Source organism: Spiroplasma endosymbiont of Polydrusus pterygomalis, from assembly GCF_964030635.1.
Lineage (GTDB): Bacteria > Bacillota_I > Bacilli_A > Mycoplasmatales > Mycoplasmataceae > Spiroplasma.
Genome location: NZ_OZ034909.1, coordinates 1,483,388 through 1,502,017, shown reverse-complemented (window position 1 = coordinate 1,502,017; position 18,630 = coordinate 1,483,388). Strand labels below are relative to the sequence as shown.

34 protein-coding genes and 2 pseudogenes are annotated in these 18,630 nt (G+C 32.1%); all 36 read left to right on the top strand.

All coding sequences use genetic code 4. The annotated features are described in order from the left end of the window. The first annotated feature begins 55 nt into the window (after positions 1 to 55). The gene (locus ACQH23_RS09770; protein WP_425377836.1) at positions 56 to 319 is read left to right on the top strand and encodes a hypothetical protein; all 264 of its coding nucleotides are present in this window, start codon (positions 56 to 58) and stop codon (positions 317 to 319) included. Then, positions 286 to 558, top strand: a pseudogene (locus ACQH23_RS09765) (hypothetical protein); the annotation flags it as partial. The gene ACQH23_RS09770 and the pseudogene ACQH23_RS09765, both read left to right, overlap by 34 nt. 21 nt (positions 559 to 579) lie before the next feature. Next, positions 580 to 774, top strand: coding sequence for a hypothetical protein (locus tag ACQH23_RS09760; RefSeq protein WP_425378181.1), 195 nt, complete (start codon positions 580 to 582; stop codon positions 772 to 774). Between the two features lie 6 nt (positions 775 to 780). After that, positions 781 to 954, top strand: a pseudogene (locus ACQH23_RS09755) (IS3 family transposase); the annotation flags it as partial. A 39-nt stretch (positions 955 to 993) separates the two neighbouring features. Continuing rightward, positions 994 to 1,167 carry a hypothetical protein gene (locus ACQH23_RS09750; RefSeq protein WP_425378180.1) on the top strand — a complete coding sequence of 58 codons (174 nt, stop codon included), beginning with the start codon at positions 994 to 996 and terminating at the stop codon, positions 1,165 to 1,167. 320 nt (positions 1,168 to 1,487) lie between these two features. Next, positions 1,488 to 1,796 (top strand): 30S ribosomal protein S10, encoded by a 309-nt coding sequence (gene rpsJ / locus ACQH23_RS09745; protein ID WP_425378179.1) that lies wholly within the window; start codon positions 1,488 to 1,490, stop codon positions 1,794 to 1,796. A 64-nt stretch (positions 1,797 to 1,860) separates the two neighbouring features. Continuing rightward, the gene (gene rplC, locus ACQH23_RS09740; RefSeq protein WP_425378178.1) at positions 1,861 to 2,637 is read left to right on the top strand and encodes a 50S ribosomal protein L3; all 777 of its coding nucleotides are present in this window, start codon (positions 1,861 to 1,863) and stop codon (positions 2,635 to 2,637) included. A 26-nt stretch (positions 2,638 to 2,663) separates the two neighbouring features. Next, positions 2,664 to 3,290 (top strand): 50S ribosomal protein L4, encoded by a 627-nt coding sequence (gene rplD / locus ACQH23_RS09735; protein WP_425378177.1) that lies wholly within the window; start codon positions 2,664 to 2,666, stop codon positions 3,288 to 3,290. After that, on the top strand, positions 3,290 to 3,577 hold the full coding sequence (rplW, locus tag ACQH23_RS09730; protein ID WP_425378176.1) for a 50S ribosomal protein L23: 288 nt from the start codon (positions 3,290 to 3,292) through the stop codon (positions 3,575 to 3,577). The genes rplD and rplW overlap by 1 nt, the downstream gene beginning before the upstream one ends. A gap of 56 nt (positions 3,578 to 3,633) precedes the next feature. Next, complete coding sequence (gene rplB / locus ACQH23_RS09725; protein WP_425378175.1) at positions 3,634 to 4,470, top strand: 50S ribosomal protein L2; 837 nt, start codon at positions 3,634 to 3,636, stop codon at positions 4,468 to 4,470. An 84-nt stretch (positions 4,471 to 4,554) separates the two neighbouring features. Further along, positions 4,555 to 4,830, top strand: a complete 276-nt coding sequence (gene rpsS, locus ACQH23_RS09720) for a 30S ribosomal protein S19 (RefSeq protein ID WP_425378174.1) — start codon at positions 4,555 to 4,557, stop codon at positions 4,828 to 4,830. Positions 4,831 to 4,858: 28 nt separating this feature from the next. Further along, on the top strand, positions 4,859 to 5,197 hold the full coding sequence (gene rplV, locus ACQH23_RS09715) for a 50S ribosomal protein L22 (RefSeq protein ID WP_425378173.1): 339 nt from the start codon (positions 4,859 to 4,861) through the stop codon (positions 5,195 to 5,197). A gap of 19 nt (positions 5,198 to 5,216) precedes the next feature. Further along, complete coding sequence (gene rpsC, locus ACQH23_RS09710) at positions 5,217 to 5,975, top strand: 30S ribosomal protein S3 (RefSeq protein WP_425378172.1); 759 nt, start codon at positions 5,217 to 5,219, stop codon at positions 5,973 to 5,975. Beyond that, complete coding sequence (rplP, locus tag ACQH23_RS09705; RefSeq protein WP_425378171.1) at positions 5,975 to 6,388, top strand: 50S ribosomal protein L16; 414 nt, start codon at positions 5,975 to 5,977, stop codon at positions 6,386 to 6,388. The genes rpsC and rplP overlap by 1 nt, the downstream gene beginning before the upstream one ends. Before the next feature lies 1 nt (position 6,389). Further along, entirely contained in the window at positions 6,390 to 7,253 is an 864-nt protein-coding gene (rpmC, locus tag ACQH23_RS09700; protein ID WP_425378170.1) for a 50S ribosomal protein L29, read from the top strand. After that, on the top strand, positions 7,250 to 7,510 hold the full coding sequence (gene rpsQ, locus ACQH23_RS09695; protein ID WP_425379340.1) for a 30S ribosomal protein S17: 261 nt from the start codon (positions 7,250 to 7,252) through the stop codon (positions 7,508 to 7,510). The genes rpmC and rpsQ overlap by 4 nt, the downstream gene beginning before the upstream one ends. Positions 7,511 to 7,530: 20 nt before the next feature. Then, a complete protein-coding gene (gene rplN / locus ACQH23_RS09690) occupies positions 7,531 to 7,899 on the top strand; it encodes a 50S ribosomal protein L14 (protein WP_425378169.1) in 369 nt (122 codons plus the stop codon). A 12-nt stretch (positions 7,900 to 7,911) separates the two neighbouring features. After that, positions 7,912 to 8,232: a 50S ribosomal protein L24 gene (gene rplX, locus ACQH23_RS09685; RefSeq protein ID WP_425378168.1), complete on the top strand. Its 321-nt coding sequence runs from the start codon at positions 7,912 to 7,914 to the stop codon at positions 8,230 to 8,232. Positions 8,233 to 8,254: 22 nt separating this feature from the next. Next, positions 8,255 to 8,797, top strand: coding sequence for a 50S ribosomal protein L5 (gene rplE / locus ACQH23_RS09680; RefSeq protein ID WP_425378167.1), 543 nt, complete (start codon positions 8,255 to 8,257; stop codon positions 8,795 to 8,797). Between the two features lie 13 nt (positions 8,798 to 8,810). After that, positions 8,811 to 8,996, top strand: coding sequence for a type Z 30S ribosomal protein S14 (locus ACQH23_RS09675; RefSeq protein WP_425378166.1), 186 nt, complete (start codon positions 8,811 to 8,813; stop codon positions 8,994 to 8,996). A 19-nt stretch (positions 8,997 to 9,015) separates the two neighbouring features. Continuing rightward, a complete protein-coding gene (rpsH, locus tag ACQH23_RS09670) occupies positions 9,016 to 9,405 on the top strand; it encodes a 30S ribosomal protein S8 (RefSeq protein WP_425378165.1) in 390 nt (129 codons plus the stop codon). A 23-nt stretch (positions 9,406 to 9,428) separates the two neighbouring features. Further along, positions 9,429 to 9,968, top strand: coding sequence for a 50S ribosomal protein L6 (rplF, locus tag ACQH23_RS09665; RefSeq protein ID WP_425378164.1), 540 nt, complete (start codon positions 9,429 to 9,431; stop codon positions 9,966 to 9,968). A gap of 21 nt (positions 9,969 to 9,989) precedes the next feature. After that, entirely contained in the window at positions 9,990 to 10,355 is a 366-nt protein-coding gene (rplR, locus tag ACQH23_RS09660) for a 50S ribosomal protein L18 (RefSeq protein ID WP_425378163.1), read from the top strand. 162 nt (positions 10,356 to 10,517) lie between these two features. Next, positions 10,518 to 10,991 carry a 30S ribosomal protein S5 gene (gene rpsE, locus ACQH23_RS09655; RefSeq protein ID WP_425379339.1) on the top strand — a complete coding sequence of 158 codons (474 nt, stop codon included), beginning with the start codon at positions 10,518 to 10,520 and terminating at the stop codon, positions 10,989 to 10,991. Positions 10,992 to 11,003: 12 nt separating this feature from the next. Continuing rightward, a complete protein-coding gene (gene rplO, locus ACQH23_RS09650; protein ID WP_425378162.1) occupies positions 11,004 to 11,441 on the top strand; it encodes a 50S ribosomal protein L15 in 438 nt (145 codons plus the stop codon). After that, the gene (gene secY, locus ACQH23_RS09645) at positions 11,441 to 12,868 is read left to right on the top strand and encodes a preprotein translocase subunit SecY (protein WP_425378161.1); all 1,428 of its coding nucleotides are present in this window, start codon (positions 11,441 to 11,443) and stop codon (positions 12,866 to 12,868) included. Before rplO ends, secY begins: the two co-directional genes overlap by 1 nt. Positions 12,869 to 12,886: 18 nt before the next feature. Next, a complete protein-coding gene (locus ACQH23_RS09640) occupies positions 12,887 to 13,525 on the top strand; it encodes an adenylate kinase (protein WP_425379338.1) in 639 nt (212 codons plus the stop codon). Between the two features lie 24 nt (positions 13,526 to 13,549). Next, positions 13,550 to 13,768 (top strand): translation initiation factor IF-1, encoded by a 219-nt coding sequence (gene infA, locus ACQH23_RS09635; RefSeq protein ID WP_425378160.1) that lies wholly within the window; start codon positions 13,550 to 13,552, stop codon positions 13,766 to 13,768. 59 nt (positions 13,769 to 13,827) lie between these two features. Next, positions 13,828 to 13,941 carry a 50S ribosomal protein L36 gene (gene rpmJ, locus ACQH23_RS09630; RefSeq protein WP_425378159.1) on the top strand — a complete coding sequence of 38 codons (114 nt, stop codon included), beginning with the start codon at positions 13,828 to 13,830 and terminating at the stop codon, positions 13,939 to 13,941. An 18-nt stretch (positions 13,942 to 13,959) separates the two neighbouring features. After that, on the top strand, positions 13,960 to 14,325 hold the full coding sequence (gene rpsM / locus ACQH23_RS09625) for a 30S ribosomal protein S13 (RefSeq protein WP_425378158.1): 366 nt from the start codon (positions 13,960 to 13,962) through the stop codon (positions 14,323 to 14,325). Positions 14,326 to 14,343: 18 nt separating this feature from the next. Beyond that, positions 14,344 to 14,733 carry a 30S ribosomal protein S11 gene (rpsK, locus tag ACQH23_RS09620; RefSeq protein ID WP_425378157.1) on the top strand — a complete coding sequence of 130 codons (390 nt, stop codon included), beginning with the start codon at positions 14,344 to 14,346 and terminating at the stop codon, positions 14,731 to 14,733. Positions 14,734 to 14,748: 15 nt separating this feature from the next. Continuing rightward, positions 14,749 to 15,702, top strand: coding sequence for a DNA-directed RNA polymerase subunit alpha (locus ACQH23_RS09615; protein WP_425378156.1), 954 nt, complete (start codon positions 14,749 to 14,751; stop codon positions 15,700 to 15,702). Between the two features lie 15 nt (positions 15,703 to 15,717). Beyond that, on the top strand, positions 15,718 to 16,077 hold the full coding sequence (rplQ, locus tag ACQH23_RS09610) for a 50S ribosomal protein L17 (RefSeq protein ID WP_425378155.1): 360 nt from the start codon (positions 15,718 to 15,720) through the stop codon (positions 16,075 to 16,077). A 67-nt stretch (positions 16,078 to 16,144) separates the two neighbouring features. After that, positions 16,145 to 16,888: a type I methionyl aminopeptidase gene (gene map, locus ACQH23_RS09605; protein ID WP_425378154.1), complete on the top strand. Its 744-nt coding sequence runs from the start codon at positions 16,145 to 16,147 to the stop codon at positions 16,886 to 16,888. A 166-nt stretch (positions 16,889 to 17,054) separates the two neighbouring features. Then, positions 17,055 to 17,288, top strand: a complete 234-nt coding sequence (locus tag ACQH23_RS09600; RefSeq protein WP_425378153.1) for a hypothetical protein — start codon at positions 17,055 to 17,057, stop codon at positions 17,286 to 17,288. A 68-nt stretch (positions 17,289 to 17,356) separates the two neighbouring features. After that, complete coding sequence (locus ACQH23_RS09595) at positions 17,357 to 18,574, top strand: IS3 family transposase (RefSeq protein WP_425378142.1); 1,218 nt, start codon at positions 17,357 to 17,359, stop codon at positions 18,572 to 18,574. Positions 18,575 to 18,630 lie beyond the last annotated feature (56 nt).

Genomic DNA, 18,630 nt, shown 5'->3' with positions numbered 1-18,630 from the left:
AAGTAAGTAAAGAAAAAAAGTCTTTGCTAAACTTTTAAAGGAGGTGCATTTTTATATGGCAAGAAAAGAACAAAAATTTAATAAATATACAGCAGATTTTCGAAAAAGGATAGGACAAGAGGTTAAAAATAATAGTATAAGTTTTATTGCAAAAAAATATGCAATTAATAAAAAAACTGTTGCTTCATGGTATGAAAATTTTAAGAAAGGAATTTTAAACACCAATAAAGGTCCAAAAGAATCATTTGAAAAAAGAGATTTAAACTATTACAAAGTTAGGTATGAATTACTAAAAAAGCTTCATGACTTTTACAATTAAATAAAAGAAAAATTGTATTTTTTATCAAAGAAAACCTTAATAAATATCCACTAAATTTATTACTTGATATAACAGATTTAAAGCGTAGTTATTGAGATAAATATAAAAATTATTCAAGTAATGGTAAGGATAGCGAATCATTAAAAAATATTGTAAAAGTCTATGAAGAAAATTTAAAACAATTTGGTTATCGTCGAATTACCAAATATTTAAAAGAAGATTATGGCATTGTTTATAATGCTAAGAAAGTATTACGAATTATGAAAGAAAATAATATTCAAGCTGAATATGTAAAGCGTATGCGTAGAAAAATATTAATAAAACAAAATAGAAATAAAAATATAATTAAATATCCTGATTTAGTAAATCGTAATTTTAATGATATTAAAGAAAGATTTTCAATTTTATTTACTGATGTAACTTATTTAATTTGAAATGGTAAAAAACATTATTAATCAACAATAATTGATGGATATACTAAAGAAATTATTGATGTAAAATGATCAAAATTTAATAATAACAAACTTGTAATTGATAATTTAAATGCTGCAATTAATAAAATTAAAAAAATAAAAAAAGATCTAAATAAAACAATAATTCATTCAGATCACGGATATCAATATACATCTAAAGATTATAATAGTAAATGTTTAGATAACAAAATTATAATTTCAATGGGTAAAAATTATCATTGTGCAGACAACATTATTATTGAAAGTTTTCATTCATTACTTAAAAAAGGAACAATCCATAATAAAAATTATAAATCTCATAATGAATATATTAATGATGTTAAAAAATGAAATAAATGATATTCAAACCAAAAAGAAAAAGATATAATAAATTAAAGTTTGTAAACCTTTTTATTAATACTTACTAAACGGGGTGCAGTCTATTTTTTCTTTATGAATTAATTTGCAATGATTATCTTAGTATCGCAAGAAGTCTAATATTTTTTTGTTATAATTTTATTAACGGTATGAACTAAATTCTTAAATGTATGTGGTTTCCACATTTTTTAAAAAAGACTTGCATTATTAACTATTATCCAATAAAATAAATGAGCATGTATATTTTGTGGGAACATCTTTTGTGGTCTATCTTTGATACAATGATAGGCGTTGTAAATGTTTACACAAAAAATATGAACAAATTAGGAGGAAAAGTAATGGCTCAAACTAAAATGAGAATTAAATTAAAAGGTTTTGATCACCGTGTGGTTGATCAATCAATTAAAAAAATCATTGAAGCAGCTCACGCCGCAGGAGTACAGGTAAAAGGACCAATTCCTTTACCAACTGAACGTAATATTATCACTATTTTACGAGCAACTCATAAATACAAAGATTCAAGAGAACAATTTGAAATGAGAACGCATAAAAGAATTATTGATATTATTAATCCTGATGGTCCAAAGGTAATTGATACTCTAAAAAGGGTTCAACTACCAAGTGGTGTGGAAATTGAAATGAAATAAATAACCATTCTTAAATTTAATTTAGAGACAAGATATACATGACGTATTTTCAAGGAGGAAAGAAATGAAAGGAATCTTAGGACGCAAAATTGGTATGACACAAATTTTTGCTACCGACGGTAGATTAATACCAGTTACAATAGTTGAAATACAACCTAATGTTGTTTTGCAAGTGTTAACAAAAGAAAAAAATGGTTACCAAGCACTTCAATTAGCTGTCGAAGATAAAAGAGTTAACTTGGTTTCAAAACCAGACCAAGGGCAATTCAAAAAAGCGAACACAACACCTAAGCGATTCGTTAAAGAAATCAGAAACATGGATGGTTATCATTCTGGCGATATTATTAAAGTTGATATCTTTACTGCTGGGGAATTCGTTGATGTTACAGGAACTTCAAAAGGGAAAGGATTTACCGGTTCGATTAAAAGACATAACTATTCACGGGGACCAATGGGCCATGGGTCAGGTTACCACCGTGGGGTTGGATCAATGGGGCCAATTGCACCAAATCGAATTTTAAAATCTAAAAAAATGCCTGGACATATGGGAACCGAAAAAGTAACAATTCAAAATTTAGAAGTTATTGCAATTGATACTGAAAAAAATGCTTTATTAGTAAAAGGCTCAATTCCAGGTCCTAAAAAACAATTTGTAGTTATTAAAGAAACAATTAAAGGTTTAACACCTAATGCACCAACAGAATTAATTAAAAGAACTGTTGATGCAAAAAAATCAAAACCCACAACAAAAGAAGAAAAACCAGTTGAAGGAGTTGTTGATTCAAGCGTTGAAACAACACAAGCAGCAGTTACTGATGCACCAGCATCAAAAACAGAATAGTTTTGTAGAAAGGAATTTTAAGTAAAATGAAATTACAAGTACTTGATGAGAAGGGAACTAGCGTTAAAGAAATTAGTATAAATGATGCCATTTGAGGGATTGCTCCACATCAACAAGCAATGTTTGATGCTGTGGTTGCGCAACAATCCGCAATGCGTCAAGGCACACACAAAACTAAGACAAGAACGGAAGTATCTGGTGGGGGAAGAAAACCTTGAAGACAAAAAGGAACTGGTCGTGCTCGCCAAGGTTCAATTAGAGCACCGCAATGAAAAGGCGGAGGGATTGTTTTTGGTCCAACTCCGGAAAAAAATTACTTAAAACATGTTAATAAAAAAGTAAGAAAATTGGCAATTAAATCAGCATTATCATTGAAAGTTCAAGATAAAAATATGATGATAATTGATCAATTTGGAATTGACAAGCCGTCAACAAAAGCAATGGTTGAAGTCTTAAATAATTTAAAAGTTAATAATGAAAAATTATTAATTATTACGACTGAAGGTGATGAAATTAACTTTAAATCATCACGTAATATTGAGAAAGTAAATATAATTACATCAACTGGAATTAATATTTATGATTTATTAAATGCAAACAAATTATTAGTAACAAAAGAAGCAATAAAAGCAATTGAGGAGGTGTACGGATAATGCATATTACAAATATTATTAAAAAATCAATTTTGTCAGAGAAAACATATCGTAATATGAATAATGGTGTATATACTTTTGAAGTTGCACGGACAGCGAACAAAGTTCAAATTAAAAAATCTTTTGAAAAATTATTTGAAGTAAAAGTTGAAAAAGTTAATGTTATTAATTATGACCCAAAAGAAAAGAAAATGGGAAAATTTGTTGGAAAGACAACATACACAAAACGTGCAGTTATTAAATTAAAACCAGGAGAGAAATTAGATTTATTAGGAGAAGATAAATAATTCCAGGATTACACTATCTGGGACTGTTTATTGGCGCAACAGGAGGATAAATAAAAATGCCAATTAAGAGTTTTAAACCAGTTACACCGAGTCGTCGTAATATGACGACATTAGATTATTCCGTGCTAACAACTGACCGCCCGGAAAAAACATTAATTGAAACTCGGAAAAAACATGTTGGTCGTAATAACCAAGGGGTTATTACGACAAGACATAAAGGTGGCGGCCATAAAGTTAAATATCGTATTATTGACTTTAAACGTAATAAGGGTGATATTATTGGAAAAATTGCAACCATTGAATATGATCCAAATCGTAACGCATTTATTAGTTTAGTTAATTATGTTGATGGTGAAAAAAGATATATTTTAGCACCAAAAACAATTAAAGTTGGAATGCAAATTATTAACAGTGATAAAGCTGATATTAAAGTTGGAAACTGTATGAAATTGAAAAACATTCCAGAAGGGACAGTTCTACATAATTTAGAATTACGCCCAGGTAAAGGTGGCCAATTAGCACGTTCAGCGGGGTCATCAGTGCAATTACTAGGGAAAGATGAAGATGGCAAATATGTCACAATTCGTTTAACATCTGGTGAAGTTCGTAAGGTCTTAGCTGAATGTAGTGCCACAATTGGTGAAGTTGGAAACGAAGATTATGCCTTAATAAATTGAGGAAAAGCCGGACGAAACCGTTGACGAGGAATTCGCCCAACTGTTCGAGGATCAGTTATGAACCCTAATGATCACCCACATGGAGGGGGAGAAGGTAAAGCTCCAGTTGGGCGAAAAGCGCCAATGACTCCATGAGGAAAAAAAGCATTAGGAGTGAAAACTCGTAATAAGAAAAAAGCTTCAACTAAACTAATCGTTAGAAGGCGTACTAAATAATCTTGATAATTAGGGTCAAATCAGACAAACAATAGTTGAAAGTAAAAATCAAAATTAGAGAGATTATATATAGGAGGTAAAAAAATGTCACGAAGTCTTAAAAAAGGGCCATTTGTTGATAAACATTTACAGAAAAAAGTTGAAGTATTAAATGCTACGAATAAAAAAGAAGTTGTTAAAACCTGATCAAGAAGAAGCGTTATCTATCCTGATTTTATTGGTCATACTTTTGCTGTCCACAATGGAAAAGAACATATTCCAGTTTATGTTACCGAAGATATGGTTGGTCATAAAATGGGAGAATTCTCACCAACAAGAAAATTTGGTGGACATGGCGATGATAAGAAAAAGAAAAAATAATAAAATTCAGAAAGTGAGTATTATATAAATGGATGTAAGAGCAAACTTAAGAAGTATTCGAATATCGCCACGAAAAGTAAGATTAATAACCGATTTAATTCGGAATAAAAAAGTGGGAGAGGCAATAGTTATTCTTAACAACACAAACAAAAAATCATCAGTACCAGTACAGAAATTAGTTAAATCAGCGGTAGCTAATGCTGTTAATAATAATGGTCTGGATGCTGATCGCTTATTTATTAAAGAAATCTTCGTTAATGAAGGACCAACATTAAAACGTTTCCGTCCGCGCGCACATGGACGAGCATATGAGATATTGAAGAGAACAAGTCACATCACCGTTACGGTTAGTGATGGACAACAATAAGAAAGGAAGATAACAAGAGATGGGTCAAAAAGTTAGTCCAACAGGATTACGAGTTGGAGTTATTAAAACATGAGATTCAAGATGATACGCCGAAAAGCAAGAATATGTTAAATGATTGCATCAAGATATCAAGATTAGAAAAGCTCTAATGAAAGAATTAAAAGGAGCAAGTGTTTCTAAAATTGAAATTGAGCGCACAAAAAAAGAAATTGTTATCTTTATCAGAACTGCTCGTGTTGGTGTTGTCTTAGGACAAGAAGAAAAAAACATCGCTAAATTAGTAAAATTAGTACATGTTACAATTGGCGATCGTAAAATGGAAATAAAAATTAATGTTGTTGAAATTAAAAACCCCGATACTGATGCCCAATTAGTCGCAAATACAATTGCGGAACAAATTGTTAATCGTGCATCATTTAGAAGTGTGCAAAAGATAGCCATTAAAAAGGCAATGAAAGCTGGAGCACAAGGAATTAAAACTTCAGTATCAGGACGTTTAGGAGGGGTCGATATGGCGCGAACAGAGGGATATACCGAAGGAACAGTGCCATTGGCAACTTTACGTAGTGATATTGATTATGTATTAGTAGAAGCTTTAACAACCTATGGTCAAATCGGAGTTAAAGTTTGAATTTGTAAAGGAGAAATCTTGAGCAAAGAATTAGTATCCACTAGTGATGAAAAACCAAAGTTTGAAAGAAGAGATTTTAATCGTTCAAACAATAATAGTCGTAATCAAGGACCAAAATCACATCCTGCTGCTAAGGAGGCAAAATAATGTTATTACCAAAAAGAACAAAGTATCGTCGTCCGCATCGTATTAAGTACGAAGGAAAAGCAAAAGGAAATACGAAAGTAGATTTTGGAGAATTTGGATTAAAATCACTAGAGGGAGCTTGAATTACCAACCGTCAAATTGAAGCGGCACGGATTGCTATGACTCGTTATATGAAACGTTGAGGGAAAGTATGAATTAGAATTTTCCCCCATATGGCAAAAACAAAAAAACCATTAGAAGTACGGATGGGTTCAGGAAAAGGTTCACCTGAAGAATGAGTAGCAATAGTTAAAACGGAAACAGTAATGTTTGAAGTAGCAGGAGTTTCGGAAGAAATTGCCCGTGAAGCATTACGATTAGCAATGCATAAATTACCAGTGAAATGTAAGATTGTTAAAAAAGGAGAAGACTAAGATGAATGATTTAAATAAAAAATCAGTTGAAGAGTTGAAAAAACTTGAAGAAGAGTCACGAGCTGAATTATTTGCGTTAAGATTTCAATCAGCAATGGGGAATTTAGAAAAACCCCATCGCATTGGAGAATTAAAAAAACAAATTGCTTGAATTTTAACAATCTTATCTACTCGTAAAAATGCTGGTGAAAATACTGAAATTAATATCAAAATTAATTTAAGTGAAACATATGCGAAAATTGAAAAAGAATCACAAGCTTTTGCGAAACAACACAAAGAAAAAAATGAACAAATGATGGCTGAACAACAAGCTGCTGATGGACAAATGCCAAATTTAATGGACTTACCATTAACAGACGCAATGGATCTAACAGCGTCAGCAGCAGTCGACGAATCAAGTCCGAAGAGAGAGCAACCAGCTCCTGTAGTGGACAAGAAACCAGCAGTATTTTTAACTGCTGCTGAGAAAAAAGCTATTGTGGAGAAAAAACCAGTAACAGCAAAAGCAGAACCATCAGTGCCAAAAAAAGTTCTAGAACTTAAAAAATACGCTGATAAAGCAGAAATTGAAGTACTCCATGATGAAAAAAAAGCAGAGTCAACAAAGACTGTTAAAAAAGCAACCGAACTTAATGCAAAAGAAAAATTAGCAGCAATCAAAAGTTCAGTTGTTGGAATGGACACTGCCAAAGGGCGTGGGTCAAATGTTAAAATTGATTTAGATTTAAAAACAAAAGATCCAAATGTCAAAGAATATACATACGGAGAAAATCGAAAAGAAAATCGTGATAAAATTTTAACCGCTGGTAAAACAACAAAAAAAGCCGTTGACAAAACAGCTAAGAAAGGTATAGGAAAAAAATAATGGAAAGAAATAGTCGTAAAGTCCTACAAGGACGTGTTATTTCAGACAAAACTGAAAAAACAATTAATGTTTTAGTTGAGACATACAAAAATCACCCGTTATATAAAAAACGTGTTAAATATTCAAAAAAATATTTAGCCCACGATGAACAAAACCAAGCACATATTGGAGATAAAGTAAGCATTATGGAAACGCGCCCTTTATCAAAAACTAAACACTTTCGTTTAATCGAAGTTGTCGAAAAAGCAATTGGTTAAGAAGAAGAGGATAATAAAAAATGATCCAACAAGAATCAAGATTAAAAGTTGCTGATAACTCTGGTGCAAAAGAAGTGTTAGTAATTAAAAATTTGGGTGGTTCATGACGAAAGTTTACTAATATTGGGGATATTGTTGTATGTACAATTAAAAAAGCAACCCCTGGCGGAATTGTCAAAAAAGGACAAGTTGTTAAAGCGGTCATTGTTCGCACTAAACGCGGATTAAAACGAAACGATGGAACACAAATTCAATTTTCAGAAAATGCCGTAGTATTAATTAAAGATGATAAAAACCCACGAGGAACACGAATTTTTGGGCCAATTGCCCGTGAAGTTAAGGATGCTGGTTTTGCAAAAATTGCTTCCCTAGCACCAGAAGTATTATAGAGAGGCTACGAGATGAATAAAGTTAAATTTAAAAAAGGTGACTTAGTAAAAGTCGTAGCTGGAAAACATAAGGGGACAGAAGGTCCAATCATTCGTGTCTTACGCGAAAAAAATCGTGTGATAATTGAAGGAATTACAAATGTTAAACATGTAAAACCTTCTCAAAATAATACTGAAGGAGGAATTCAACAAGTTCCGGCCTCAGTTCATATTTCAAATGTTGCATTAATTGATCCAAAAAACAAAAAAGAAATTACGAAAATCAGTTATCAAATTGCTGATAACGGAAAAAAAGTTCGAATTGCTCGGAAATCAAAAGCACATTTAGCGTAAAGAAAGGAATAATGTTTAAATAATGACTGTTAATTTAGAAAAAAAATATAAAAATACCATTGTTAAAGAATTATTCAAAGAGCAAGGTTTTCAATCAATTATGCAAGTTCCTGTTGTTCAAAAAATTGTTGTTAACACGGGAGCTGGTGATGCAACACAAAATAGTAAAGTAATCGAAGATATTACTAATGAATTAGCATTAATAACTGGATTACATCCAGTTATTACAAAAGCAAAAGGTTCAATTGCTTCTTTCAAATTACGTGAAGGAATGCCAATTGGCGCAAAAGTTACCTTACGTGGGAAAAAAATGTATCAGTTTTTAGATAAACTAATTAACATTGCCTTGCCACGGATAAGAGATTTCCGAGGACTTAATAATAACGCTTTTGATGGGCGTGGGAATTATACCTTAGGAATTAAAGAACAAATCATTTTCCCTGAAATTGACTATGATAAAGTTAAAAGAGTACGGGGAATGGATATTACAATTGTCACAAGTGCCACTAATAATGCCGATGCTCTCGCATTATTAGGTAAAATGGGAATGCCATTTAAAAAATAGGAGGAAAGAAGATATGGCCAAAAAATCATTAAAAATTAAACAACAATGCCATCCAAAATTCAAGGTAAGAGGTTATACTCGTTGTGGAAAATGTGGACGTCCTCATGCTGTGATACGTAAATTCGATTTATGTCGTGTATGCTTTAAAGAATTAGCATATAATGGACAAATTCCTGGAGTTAGAAAAGCTTCATGATAGAAAGAAAAACTAATTAATTATGATGATTGATACAATCGCTGATATGTTAACAAGAATTCGCAATGCCAATCAACGTTTACACAAAAGTGTAAAAATGCCGTCAAGTAAAATGAAAGTAAGAATTGCTGAGATTTTGAAAAAAGAAGGCTATGTCGAAGAATTTAAAGTATCAGGAGATATTAAAAAAGACTTAACGTTAACTTTAAAATATAAAGGAAAAATAAAAGTTATTTCAGGATTAAAACGAATCTCAAAACCAGGATTAAGAGTTTATGTAACCGTTGAAAAAGTACCTAAAGTTTTAAATGAGATGGGAATTGCAATTATTTCAACTAACCAAGGAATTATGACAGACAAAGCAGCAAAACAAGCTCACTTAGGTGGGGAAGTTATTGCTTATGTTTGATAGAATATTTAAAGGAGAGCAAGAAAATGTCTCGAATTGGTAATAGAGAGTTAAAAATTCCAGGTGGTGTTGAAGTAAAAATTCAATCAAATAATGTTATCGTTAAAGGCACAAAAGGGCAATTAGAGCAAGCAATTCCAAGTGTTATTACAGTTAAAACAGGAGAAGGCGTTGTGACAACAACCAGAGCAAATGATGTGAAACATAGTAAGCAATTACATGGCACAATTAATTCTTTAATTCAAGGAATGTTAGAAGGTGTCAGCAAAGGTTTCAAAAAAGAATTAGAAATTAACGGAGTTGGATATCGGGCAGCATTGGCTGGCGATAAACTAACGTTAAGTTTAGGATATTCACATCCAATTGAATATAAAATTCCAGCCGGAATTACCATTACTCTTCCAAAACCAACACAAATTGTTGTTGAAGGAATTTCAAAACAATTAATTGGGGAAGTAGCAGTAAACATCAGAAATTATCGTAAACCAGAGCCTTATAAAGGTAAAGGAGTTAAATACAAAAACGAACACATTATCCGTAAAGAAGGAAAATCTGCTGGTAAATAGCAGAAGAAAGGAATCACAACAATGGCAAATTTACAAAGTCAAAGTCGTAGTGCGAAACGAAAAAGAAGACATTTTCGTGTTCGTGCCAAAATTAATGGTACAACCGCAATTCCTCGTTTAAATGTTTTTAAATCGAATGGTCATTTCTACGCCCAATTAATTGATGATGTAAAGCAAAAAACAATTGTTGCGGCCTCAACATTAAAAATGGCCGGTTTAAAATCAACAAGCAATATCGCTGCAGCGGAAAAAGTTGGAACCGAAATTGCGAAAAAAGCACTTGAAAAAAAAGTTACAACCGTAGTATTTGATCGTGGTGGATATTTATACCATGGAAAAGTAAAAGCATTTGCAGAAGCTGCCCGTGAAGCAGGATTGAAATTTTAAAAGGAGCAATAAGGAAATATGACAGAAAATAAAACAGATTTAAAATCAAAGTCAGGAAGTCCAGTCGATAAACCACCGGTAAAAGGAAATTTTGCATGCAATAATCCTCGTCAAGGAAACCAACGCTTTGAACGTAATAATGATCGTCGTGGTGATGATAATATGTTTGAAGAGAAAGTTGTTACAATTCGTCGTGTTACTAAAGTAACAAAGGGAGGACGTCACTTCCGTTTTGCAGCAGTTGTGGTAATTGGTGATAAAAAAGGTCGTGTTGGTTTTGGCACTGGGAAAGCAAACGAAGTTCCTGATGCAATTAAAAAGGCAATTAAAGAGGCAAAGAAACAGTTAGTTAAAGTTCCTCTAGTTGGAACAACTGTTCCCCATGAAGTTATTGGTCATTTTGGTGCTGGCAAAGTGCTAATTAAACCAGCACGCAAAGGGACAGGGGTTATTGCTGGTGGGCCAGCACGGGCTGTAATTGAATTAGCGGGATTAACAGATGTTTATACAAAATCTTTAGGATCAAATACCACAATTAATATGATTCGTGCAACGTTAGATGGTTTACGTAATTTACGAACAATTGACCAAATTGCAAAATTACGTGGTAAGTCACTAAAAGAATTACAAGGATAAGAGGACAAAACAATGAAATTAAACGAGTTACATTATACCGCTGGAGCGCGTCATAGTAAAAAACGCTTAGGACGCGGAACTTCATCAGGATTAGGAAAAACATCGGGAAAAGGACATAAAGGGCAAAATGCTCGTACTGGTGGCGGTGTTCGCCCCGGTTTTGAAGGGGGACAAATCCCTATCTTCCATCGTTTACCAAAAGTTGGTTTTACTAACTTAACAACTAAAACATATGTATTGTTAAACTTAAGTGATTTAGAAAAATTAGGCTTAAATGAAATTAACCATCAAACATTAGTTGCCAAAAAAGTGCTAAAAAACGAAAAACAATTAATTAAAATCTTAGGTAATGGTACAATATCTAAGATTGTTAATATTAAAGTTAACAAAGTTTCACAAACTGCAAAAACAGCAATTGAAAAAGCTGGAGGAAAAGTGGAGGTAATATAGTGAAAACTAAAGCGAAAAAGAGAAAAGCATCTTGCCATAATAGCAAGGTTAATATTATTAAATCTTCAAATTTCTTTGTTAAAAATAAAGATTTGATTAAACGAATTTGTTTTACTTTATTGATTTTAGTCTTAATTCGTTTAGGAAGTTATTTAACAGTGCCAGGGGTCAGAATTTCACCTGATTTTCAAGATTTATCAAACAATGATCAATTCTTTAGTTTGATTTCGATGTTAGGGGGAGGAACCCTTGGGAAGTTTTCAATTTTAGCTTTAGGAGTATCACCTTATATTACTGCTTCAATTATTGTACAGTTATTATCAACCGATGTAATTCCGCCCTTATCACGTTGAACCAAAAGTGGTGAACGTGGTCGAAAAAAATTAGATCGTTTAACAAAATGATTAACAATTCCGTTTGCAATTATGCAAGGGATTGCTACAATTTTTACAATGGCAAACCAAGGAATTATTTCACCAAAATGAGATTCATCGGACTTTGGAACAGGAAGCCCCATTTTTTATTACATTTTAATTCCAACAGCATTAATTGCTGGAACAATGTTAATGCTTTGATCAGCTGATCAAATGACAATTAGAGGAATTGGCAATGGGGTTTCATTAATTATTTTTGCTGGAATCGTAGCACAATTACCAAATAATTTACAAACAACTTTTAAATTCTGAATTTCAGGACAAGAAGATATTAATTTATTATTTGATGGAATTTTAAAATTCTTGGTTTATGGGGTTATGTTCTTATTAGTTGTCTTATTTGTAGTAATGTTAAATGAATCAGAACGTAAATTACCAATTCAGCAAACAGGAAGTGGTTTAGCATCTGGGGATGAAGAGAGTCGCCCGTTCTTACCATTAAAAATTAATTCCGCTGGAGTTATTCCCGTAATTTTTGCCTCGGCGTTAATCTCAGCACCAATTACAGTGGCGCAGATTATTGGAATAAGTAATCCAAACAATGGTTTTGTCCAGTTTACAAATAATTATTTATCATTTGGGACATGACCAGGAATTATTATTTATGCTGTTTTAACAATTTTATTTACATTCTTGTATTCACAAGTTCAAATGAATCCAGAAAAAATTGCTGAGAACTTCCAAAAATCCGGAACCTTTATTCCAGGAGTTCGACCAGGGAAAGAAACCGAAAAATACATTAAGGGGACAATTAACCGTTTAAGTATTTTAGGGTCAATCTTCTTAGCAGCAATCGCGATTTTACCGTATGTTATTAGTAAATTAACGGCCTTACCAAGTGCGTTAGCAATTGGAGGAACAGGGTTAATTATTATGGTGTCAGTAGCTTTAGAGACAATGCGTCAAGTTAAAGGACGAATTACGCAACAAGCATTTATTGATAAAAAATCGCAACAATTATCATATGATACTAATAATTCATATTTATGATAGAAAGCCAGAGGAAAATTGATGCGAAATTTTATTTTGTTAGGAGCTCCCGGGAGTGGGAAAGGAACCCAATCAGACCATTTGATTAAAGCATTTGGTTTTACCCACATTTCAACAGGAGATATTATTCGGGATAATATTGCGCAGAAAACCCTCTTGGGAATTTTGTGTCAGCAATATTCGGAACAAGGGAAATTAGTTCCCGATGACATTATGATTCAAATGGTTGAAAATAATTTACAAACAGTAACCGGGGATTTAATTTGAGATGGTTTTCCGCGGACAATTGCCCAGGCGGAAAAATTAGATCAATTATTACACAAGTTAAATAGTAAGGTTGATCATACCTTATATTTTGAAATTGATGAGACAAAATTAGTGGAGCGAATTACGGGCCGTTTAACTTGTCCGACTTGTGGACGAACATATCATAAAACGGCGGTGCCACCAAAAGTAGCTGGCGTTTGTGATGATGATCAAACCCCATTAGTCCAACGCAAAGATGATAGCGAAGAGAAAATTAAAATTCGATTATCGGCATATCATGCTGATACAGCCCCGTTAATTGAATACTATTTACATCAGCAAGTATTAACCGTTATTGATGCTGATATGGAGGGACCTGCTGTTTGAGGCCAGATTATGGCAGTTTTAAAATAACGAAGATTGGAGGTAATAGATAAAATGGCCAAAACTGATTTAATTGAAGTACAAGGATTAATTTTAGAAGTATTACCAAATACGAAGTTTAAGGTGCAATTAGAAAATGGCGCAACTATTTTAGCACACGTTTCGGGTAAAATGCGAATGAATTACATTCGCATTTTACCCGGGGACACAATAGTTGTTGAAATGTCACCTTATGATTTAGAACGTGGGCGGATTGTTTTTAGACATAAATAAAAACAATCTATTAATTAAGAAATAAAATAACAAAAAATGTTGGTAAAGGAGAATACACGATGAAAGTAAGATCATCAGTTAAAAAAATCTGCGACAAATGTCGTGTAATTAGAAGAAAAGGGCGTGTACTGATAATTTGTCTACAGCCAAAACATAAACAACGACAAGGTTAAGAAATGGAGGAACAGAACATGGCACGTATTGGCGGAGTAGATATTCCAAATGATAAGCGCGTGGTAATTGCGTTGACATATATTTATGGAATTGGAAAACAACAATCACAACGAATTTTAAAAGAAGCAAAAATATCAGAAGATACTCGTGTTACAAATTTATCAGAAGATGAATTAACAACTATTAGGAATGAAATTACCAAATTAAAAACCGAAGGAGACTTACGACGTGAAGTTGCCTTAAATATTAAACGATTAATGGAAATTGGTAGTTATCGTGGGATGCGTCATCGTAAAAATTTGCCAGCACGCGGACAATCGTCAAAGCAAAATGCGCGAACAGTTAAGGGACCACGAAAAACAGTTGCTAATAAGAAAAAATAGTAGATAAGGAGAAGAATTATGGATGTTAGAAAAAAAACGAATAAGAAAAAAGTTAAAAAGAATGTCCTAAAAGGGATTGCACATATTCATTCAACTTTTAATAATACCATTGTTATCTTATCTGATGAAGCAGGAAATGTTATTTCTTGATCATCAGCTGGGGCAATGGGCTTTAAAGGGAGCAAGAAATCAACTCCTTATGCTTCCCAAATGGTTGCTGAAGCAGCCGGTAAAGCAAGTCAAGAACACGGCATGAGTAGTGTTCAAGTTGAAGTAAAAGGACCAGGACCAGGCCGTGATGCTGCCGTACGTAGTATTCAAGCAATTGGATTAGAAATAACTTCAATTAAAGATGTAACACCAATTCCTCATAATGGGGCACGTCCGCCAAAAAAACCAAGAGGATAGGAGAAAAATTAGGCTATGAAACAATTTATTAGACCAGAATTTAAATTACAGGCAGAAGATAAAGCAAATAATTACGGAAAATTTTTAGTTGAACCGTTAGAACGAGGATTTGGTGTGACGTTAGGAAATGCGTTACGACGCACATTGTTATCAGCAACACCAGGAGCCGCTGTTTTTGCTATTCGAATTAAAGGTGCCTCGCATGAATTTACTGCTATTCCCGGTGTTGTTGAACATGTTACAAAAATAATTTTAAATATTAAAAACTTAGTATTAAAAATTAATCAAGATATTATTCCTGATGGTGAATCAGTAATCTTAAAGGCTGTTTCGATCAAAGAAGGCGAAATTTACGCTAAAGATTTAGTTGTGCCAACAGGGGTAGAAGTTATTAACGGTGATTTATTATTAGCAACTATTGCTAAGGATGGAGAGTTAGAATTAGAACTGCATGCGCGTAATTCCCGCGGTTATAAATCATTTACGGATAATAAAAAAGAGAAAAAATATGCGGACTTAATTGTGATTGATTCAAATTATTGTCCAATTCAACGTGTTGCATATAGTGTTGAACCAACTAAAGTTGGAAAAAACGCTGATTTAGAAAAATTAGAATTAGAAATTCAAACAGATAGTTCAATTACGCCGGTTAATGCCGTGGCAATGGCCGCAAAAGTTATTACTGAGCATTTAGAATTCTTTGTTAACTTAAACGAAGCAATTAAAGTAACACAAATTATTTCATCTGAAGTAGAGGCGGAAGAAGATGAATTATGTCGTAGTATTGATGAGTTAGAGTTTACGCAACGTTCACAAAATTGCTTAAAAAGAGCAAAAATTGATACCTTACGCGATTTAGTTTCCAAATCAGAAGATGAAATTCAAGATATTAGAAATTTAGGAAAAAAATCATTAACAGAAATTAAAGAAAAAGTGGTCCAATTAGGTTTACACTTTCGACGTGATTAAGAAAGGTGAAAGAGGATGTCATACCAACAAAAAAGAGGAAAAAATACGGCGTGAAGAAATGGATTAATGCGTAATTTAGCAACCGATCTAATTATTAATGAACGCTTAGAAGTAACAGAAACACGAGCTAAAGAGTTACGTCGACATGTTGATAAATTAGTAACCTTAGGGAAACGGCAAGATTTACACTCTCGTCGTCGTGCTGCTAGTTTTTTACGTGATATTGATGCGAATGAAAAAGAAACCGCTTTACAAAAATTATTTAATGCCATTGCCAAAAAATATAAAACACGGAATGGTGGTTATACCCGCATTTTAAAATTAGATAATCGCAAAGGAGATAATGCTCCAATGGTGATTATTGAATTAGTCTAACTCAAAAAATAACGGTAACAACCGTTATTTTTTATTTGATAAAATAAAAATTGAAAGGAAGTTAACGATGATTACAATTAAAACTGACCAGGAAATAAGTTATATGCGTAAAGCATGTGCAACATTGAAACAAATTAATCAGGAATTAAGAGCGATGATTAAACCAGGGATGACGGGGGCAATGCTAACCCAACGTGCGGAAGAAATTATTTTAGCAAATGATTGTCAATCTAATTTTAAGGGGTTGTATGGTTTTCCTGCGGCGATTTGTGTGTCTTTAAACGAAGTGTTAGTGCATGGAATTCCGAATAATAAGCCATTTGTGGCAGGGGATCTTGTTTCCGTTGATGCAGGTTGTTCGTATCAAGGTTATCATAGCGATGGTGCTTTTACCGTCATTGTTGGTCAACCGCGTAGTGCTGAACATCAGAAGTTATTAACCGTAACTGAAACAGCCTTGACAAAAGCGATTGCAATTTTAAAACCAGGGGTTCGGATCGGGGATATTGGGGCGACAATTCAAACCTATGTTGAAGGAGATGTTTTTTTCTTACCAACCGAATTTACCGGTCATGGGATTGGCCTAGCCTTACATGAAGAGCCAATGATTCCCAATGTGGGAACAGCGGGGACGGGTATGCGTTTACAAGCCAGAATGACAATTTGTATTGAACCAATGGTTCAAATTGGGACAAAAGATATTAAAATGTTAGCTGATAATTGAACCCCAGTTTCATCGATTGGATTATGTAGTGCGCATTTTGAACACACGATTTTAATTACCCCAACTGGTTCGGAAGTTCTAACTTAAGCGGATTTTAAAACCAAATAATTTCTTAATTTTCAATTTATCTTTAATTTTGTCGAAAACTCTTGATAAAATAAAAAAATCATCAAGAGTTTTCGACAAAATTAAAGATAAATTGAAAATTAAGAAATTATTGTGTATGATAAAACAATAGGGTTTGATATCCAAAATGGAAGGAGATATTATGCGATTTAAACAAAGAAATTGAATTTGAAAAATTAATATTTTTGGAAAACATATTAAAGATGGAAAGAGAAAAGGGAATCCGTTTGATTATGCCAGCATTAAAAAAACGCAACGAGCATTAATCAAACAACAACGGTTAGAAGCCAAAGCAAATAAAAATAATAATTATAATTTTAAAAAACCACACTTTTCTTTGTGTGTGCAATGTTTCTTTTAACTGAGATATATAAATAAAAATTTTTCTAGATTATTATTAATATATAAAGTTAGGAGAAACATTTTTATATGGCTAAAGGTAAAATAAAAGGGTCTAAAGATCATTCTTTTGAATTTAAAGAAAAAATTGTTAATGAATACTCAATTAACAATAAATCTTATAGTGAAATAGCAAAAGAATATCATATTAGTTTAGCAACTATTTCAAAATGAGTAAATCAATTTCAACAAAATAAAGAAATTCTAAAAGAACGAAAAAAGCGAAAAGATTTTGAATTAAATAAGTTTAAAAACCCCTTAGAACGTGAAAACTATTTATTAAAAAAAGAAAATGAAAGAATAAAAGCTGAGAATGAAGTTTTAAAAAAGCTTGAAGCTCTTCCAAAGATAAAAACAAAAACAAACATTAGAAAACAAATTGCTTTTATTAAATCAGAATTGCAAGTTTCAAAAATTACTTTATCATGATATTTAAAAGAATTAAGAATTTCATATGATACTTGAAATAAATATTCAAAAAATTGTGATGAATATCAACCAAATATTGATTATTCAATATATGAAATAATTAAAGCAATTCATAGAGAAAATAGTATTAAAGGACACAGACAAATTAAATTATCTTTGGAAGAGCAAAAAATTAATGTGTCGAATTCAACAGTTTATCGTTATATGAAATTAGCTAATAGAATTTCTAGTGTAAGAATTAAAACAAGAAAAAAAATTAATCATTTCTTAAAAATGACAAATGAACATATTCGACATAAATATCTATTAAAACGTAATTTTAAAGCTGAAAAAACTAATCAAAAGTGATCAATTGATATTACGTATGTTAAAACAATCACAGAATGAGTATATTTATTTGCAATCAAGGATTTATTTAGTAATTTAATAGTAAATTATTCTTTAACAACAACTCCAACAGTAAATTGAGTAAATAATTGTATCAAAGAAGCAATTATTAAAAGAAAAATAATCAAAGGTGAATTAACTATTAATTCTGATCAAGGTATTCATTTCACTTCAAAAGCTTATGAAAAATTATTAAAAAAACACGGTATAAATATAAGTATGTCAAGAAGAGGCAATTGTTTAGATAATTCACCGATTGAAAATTGATTTTCAATTCTTAAAACCGAGAACTCAGAATTATCACACTGTAAAAATATTTTAGAAGTAAAAAATATTGTAGATAATTATATAATTCATTATAATGAAAAAAGAAAAATTTTAAATTTAAAAATGCCACCACTTCAATATGAAATGAAAGCATTTTTTAATTAAAATTCTCAGTTATCTGAAACTGTGCACTAGACTGCACCCCGTTTAGTAAGTATTAA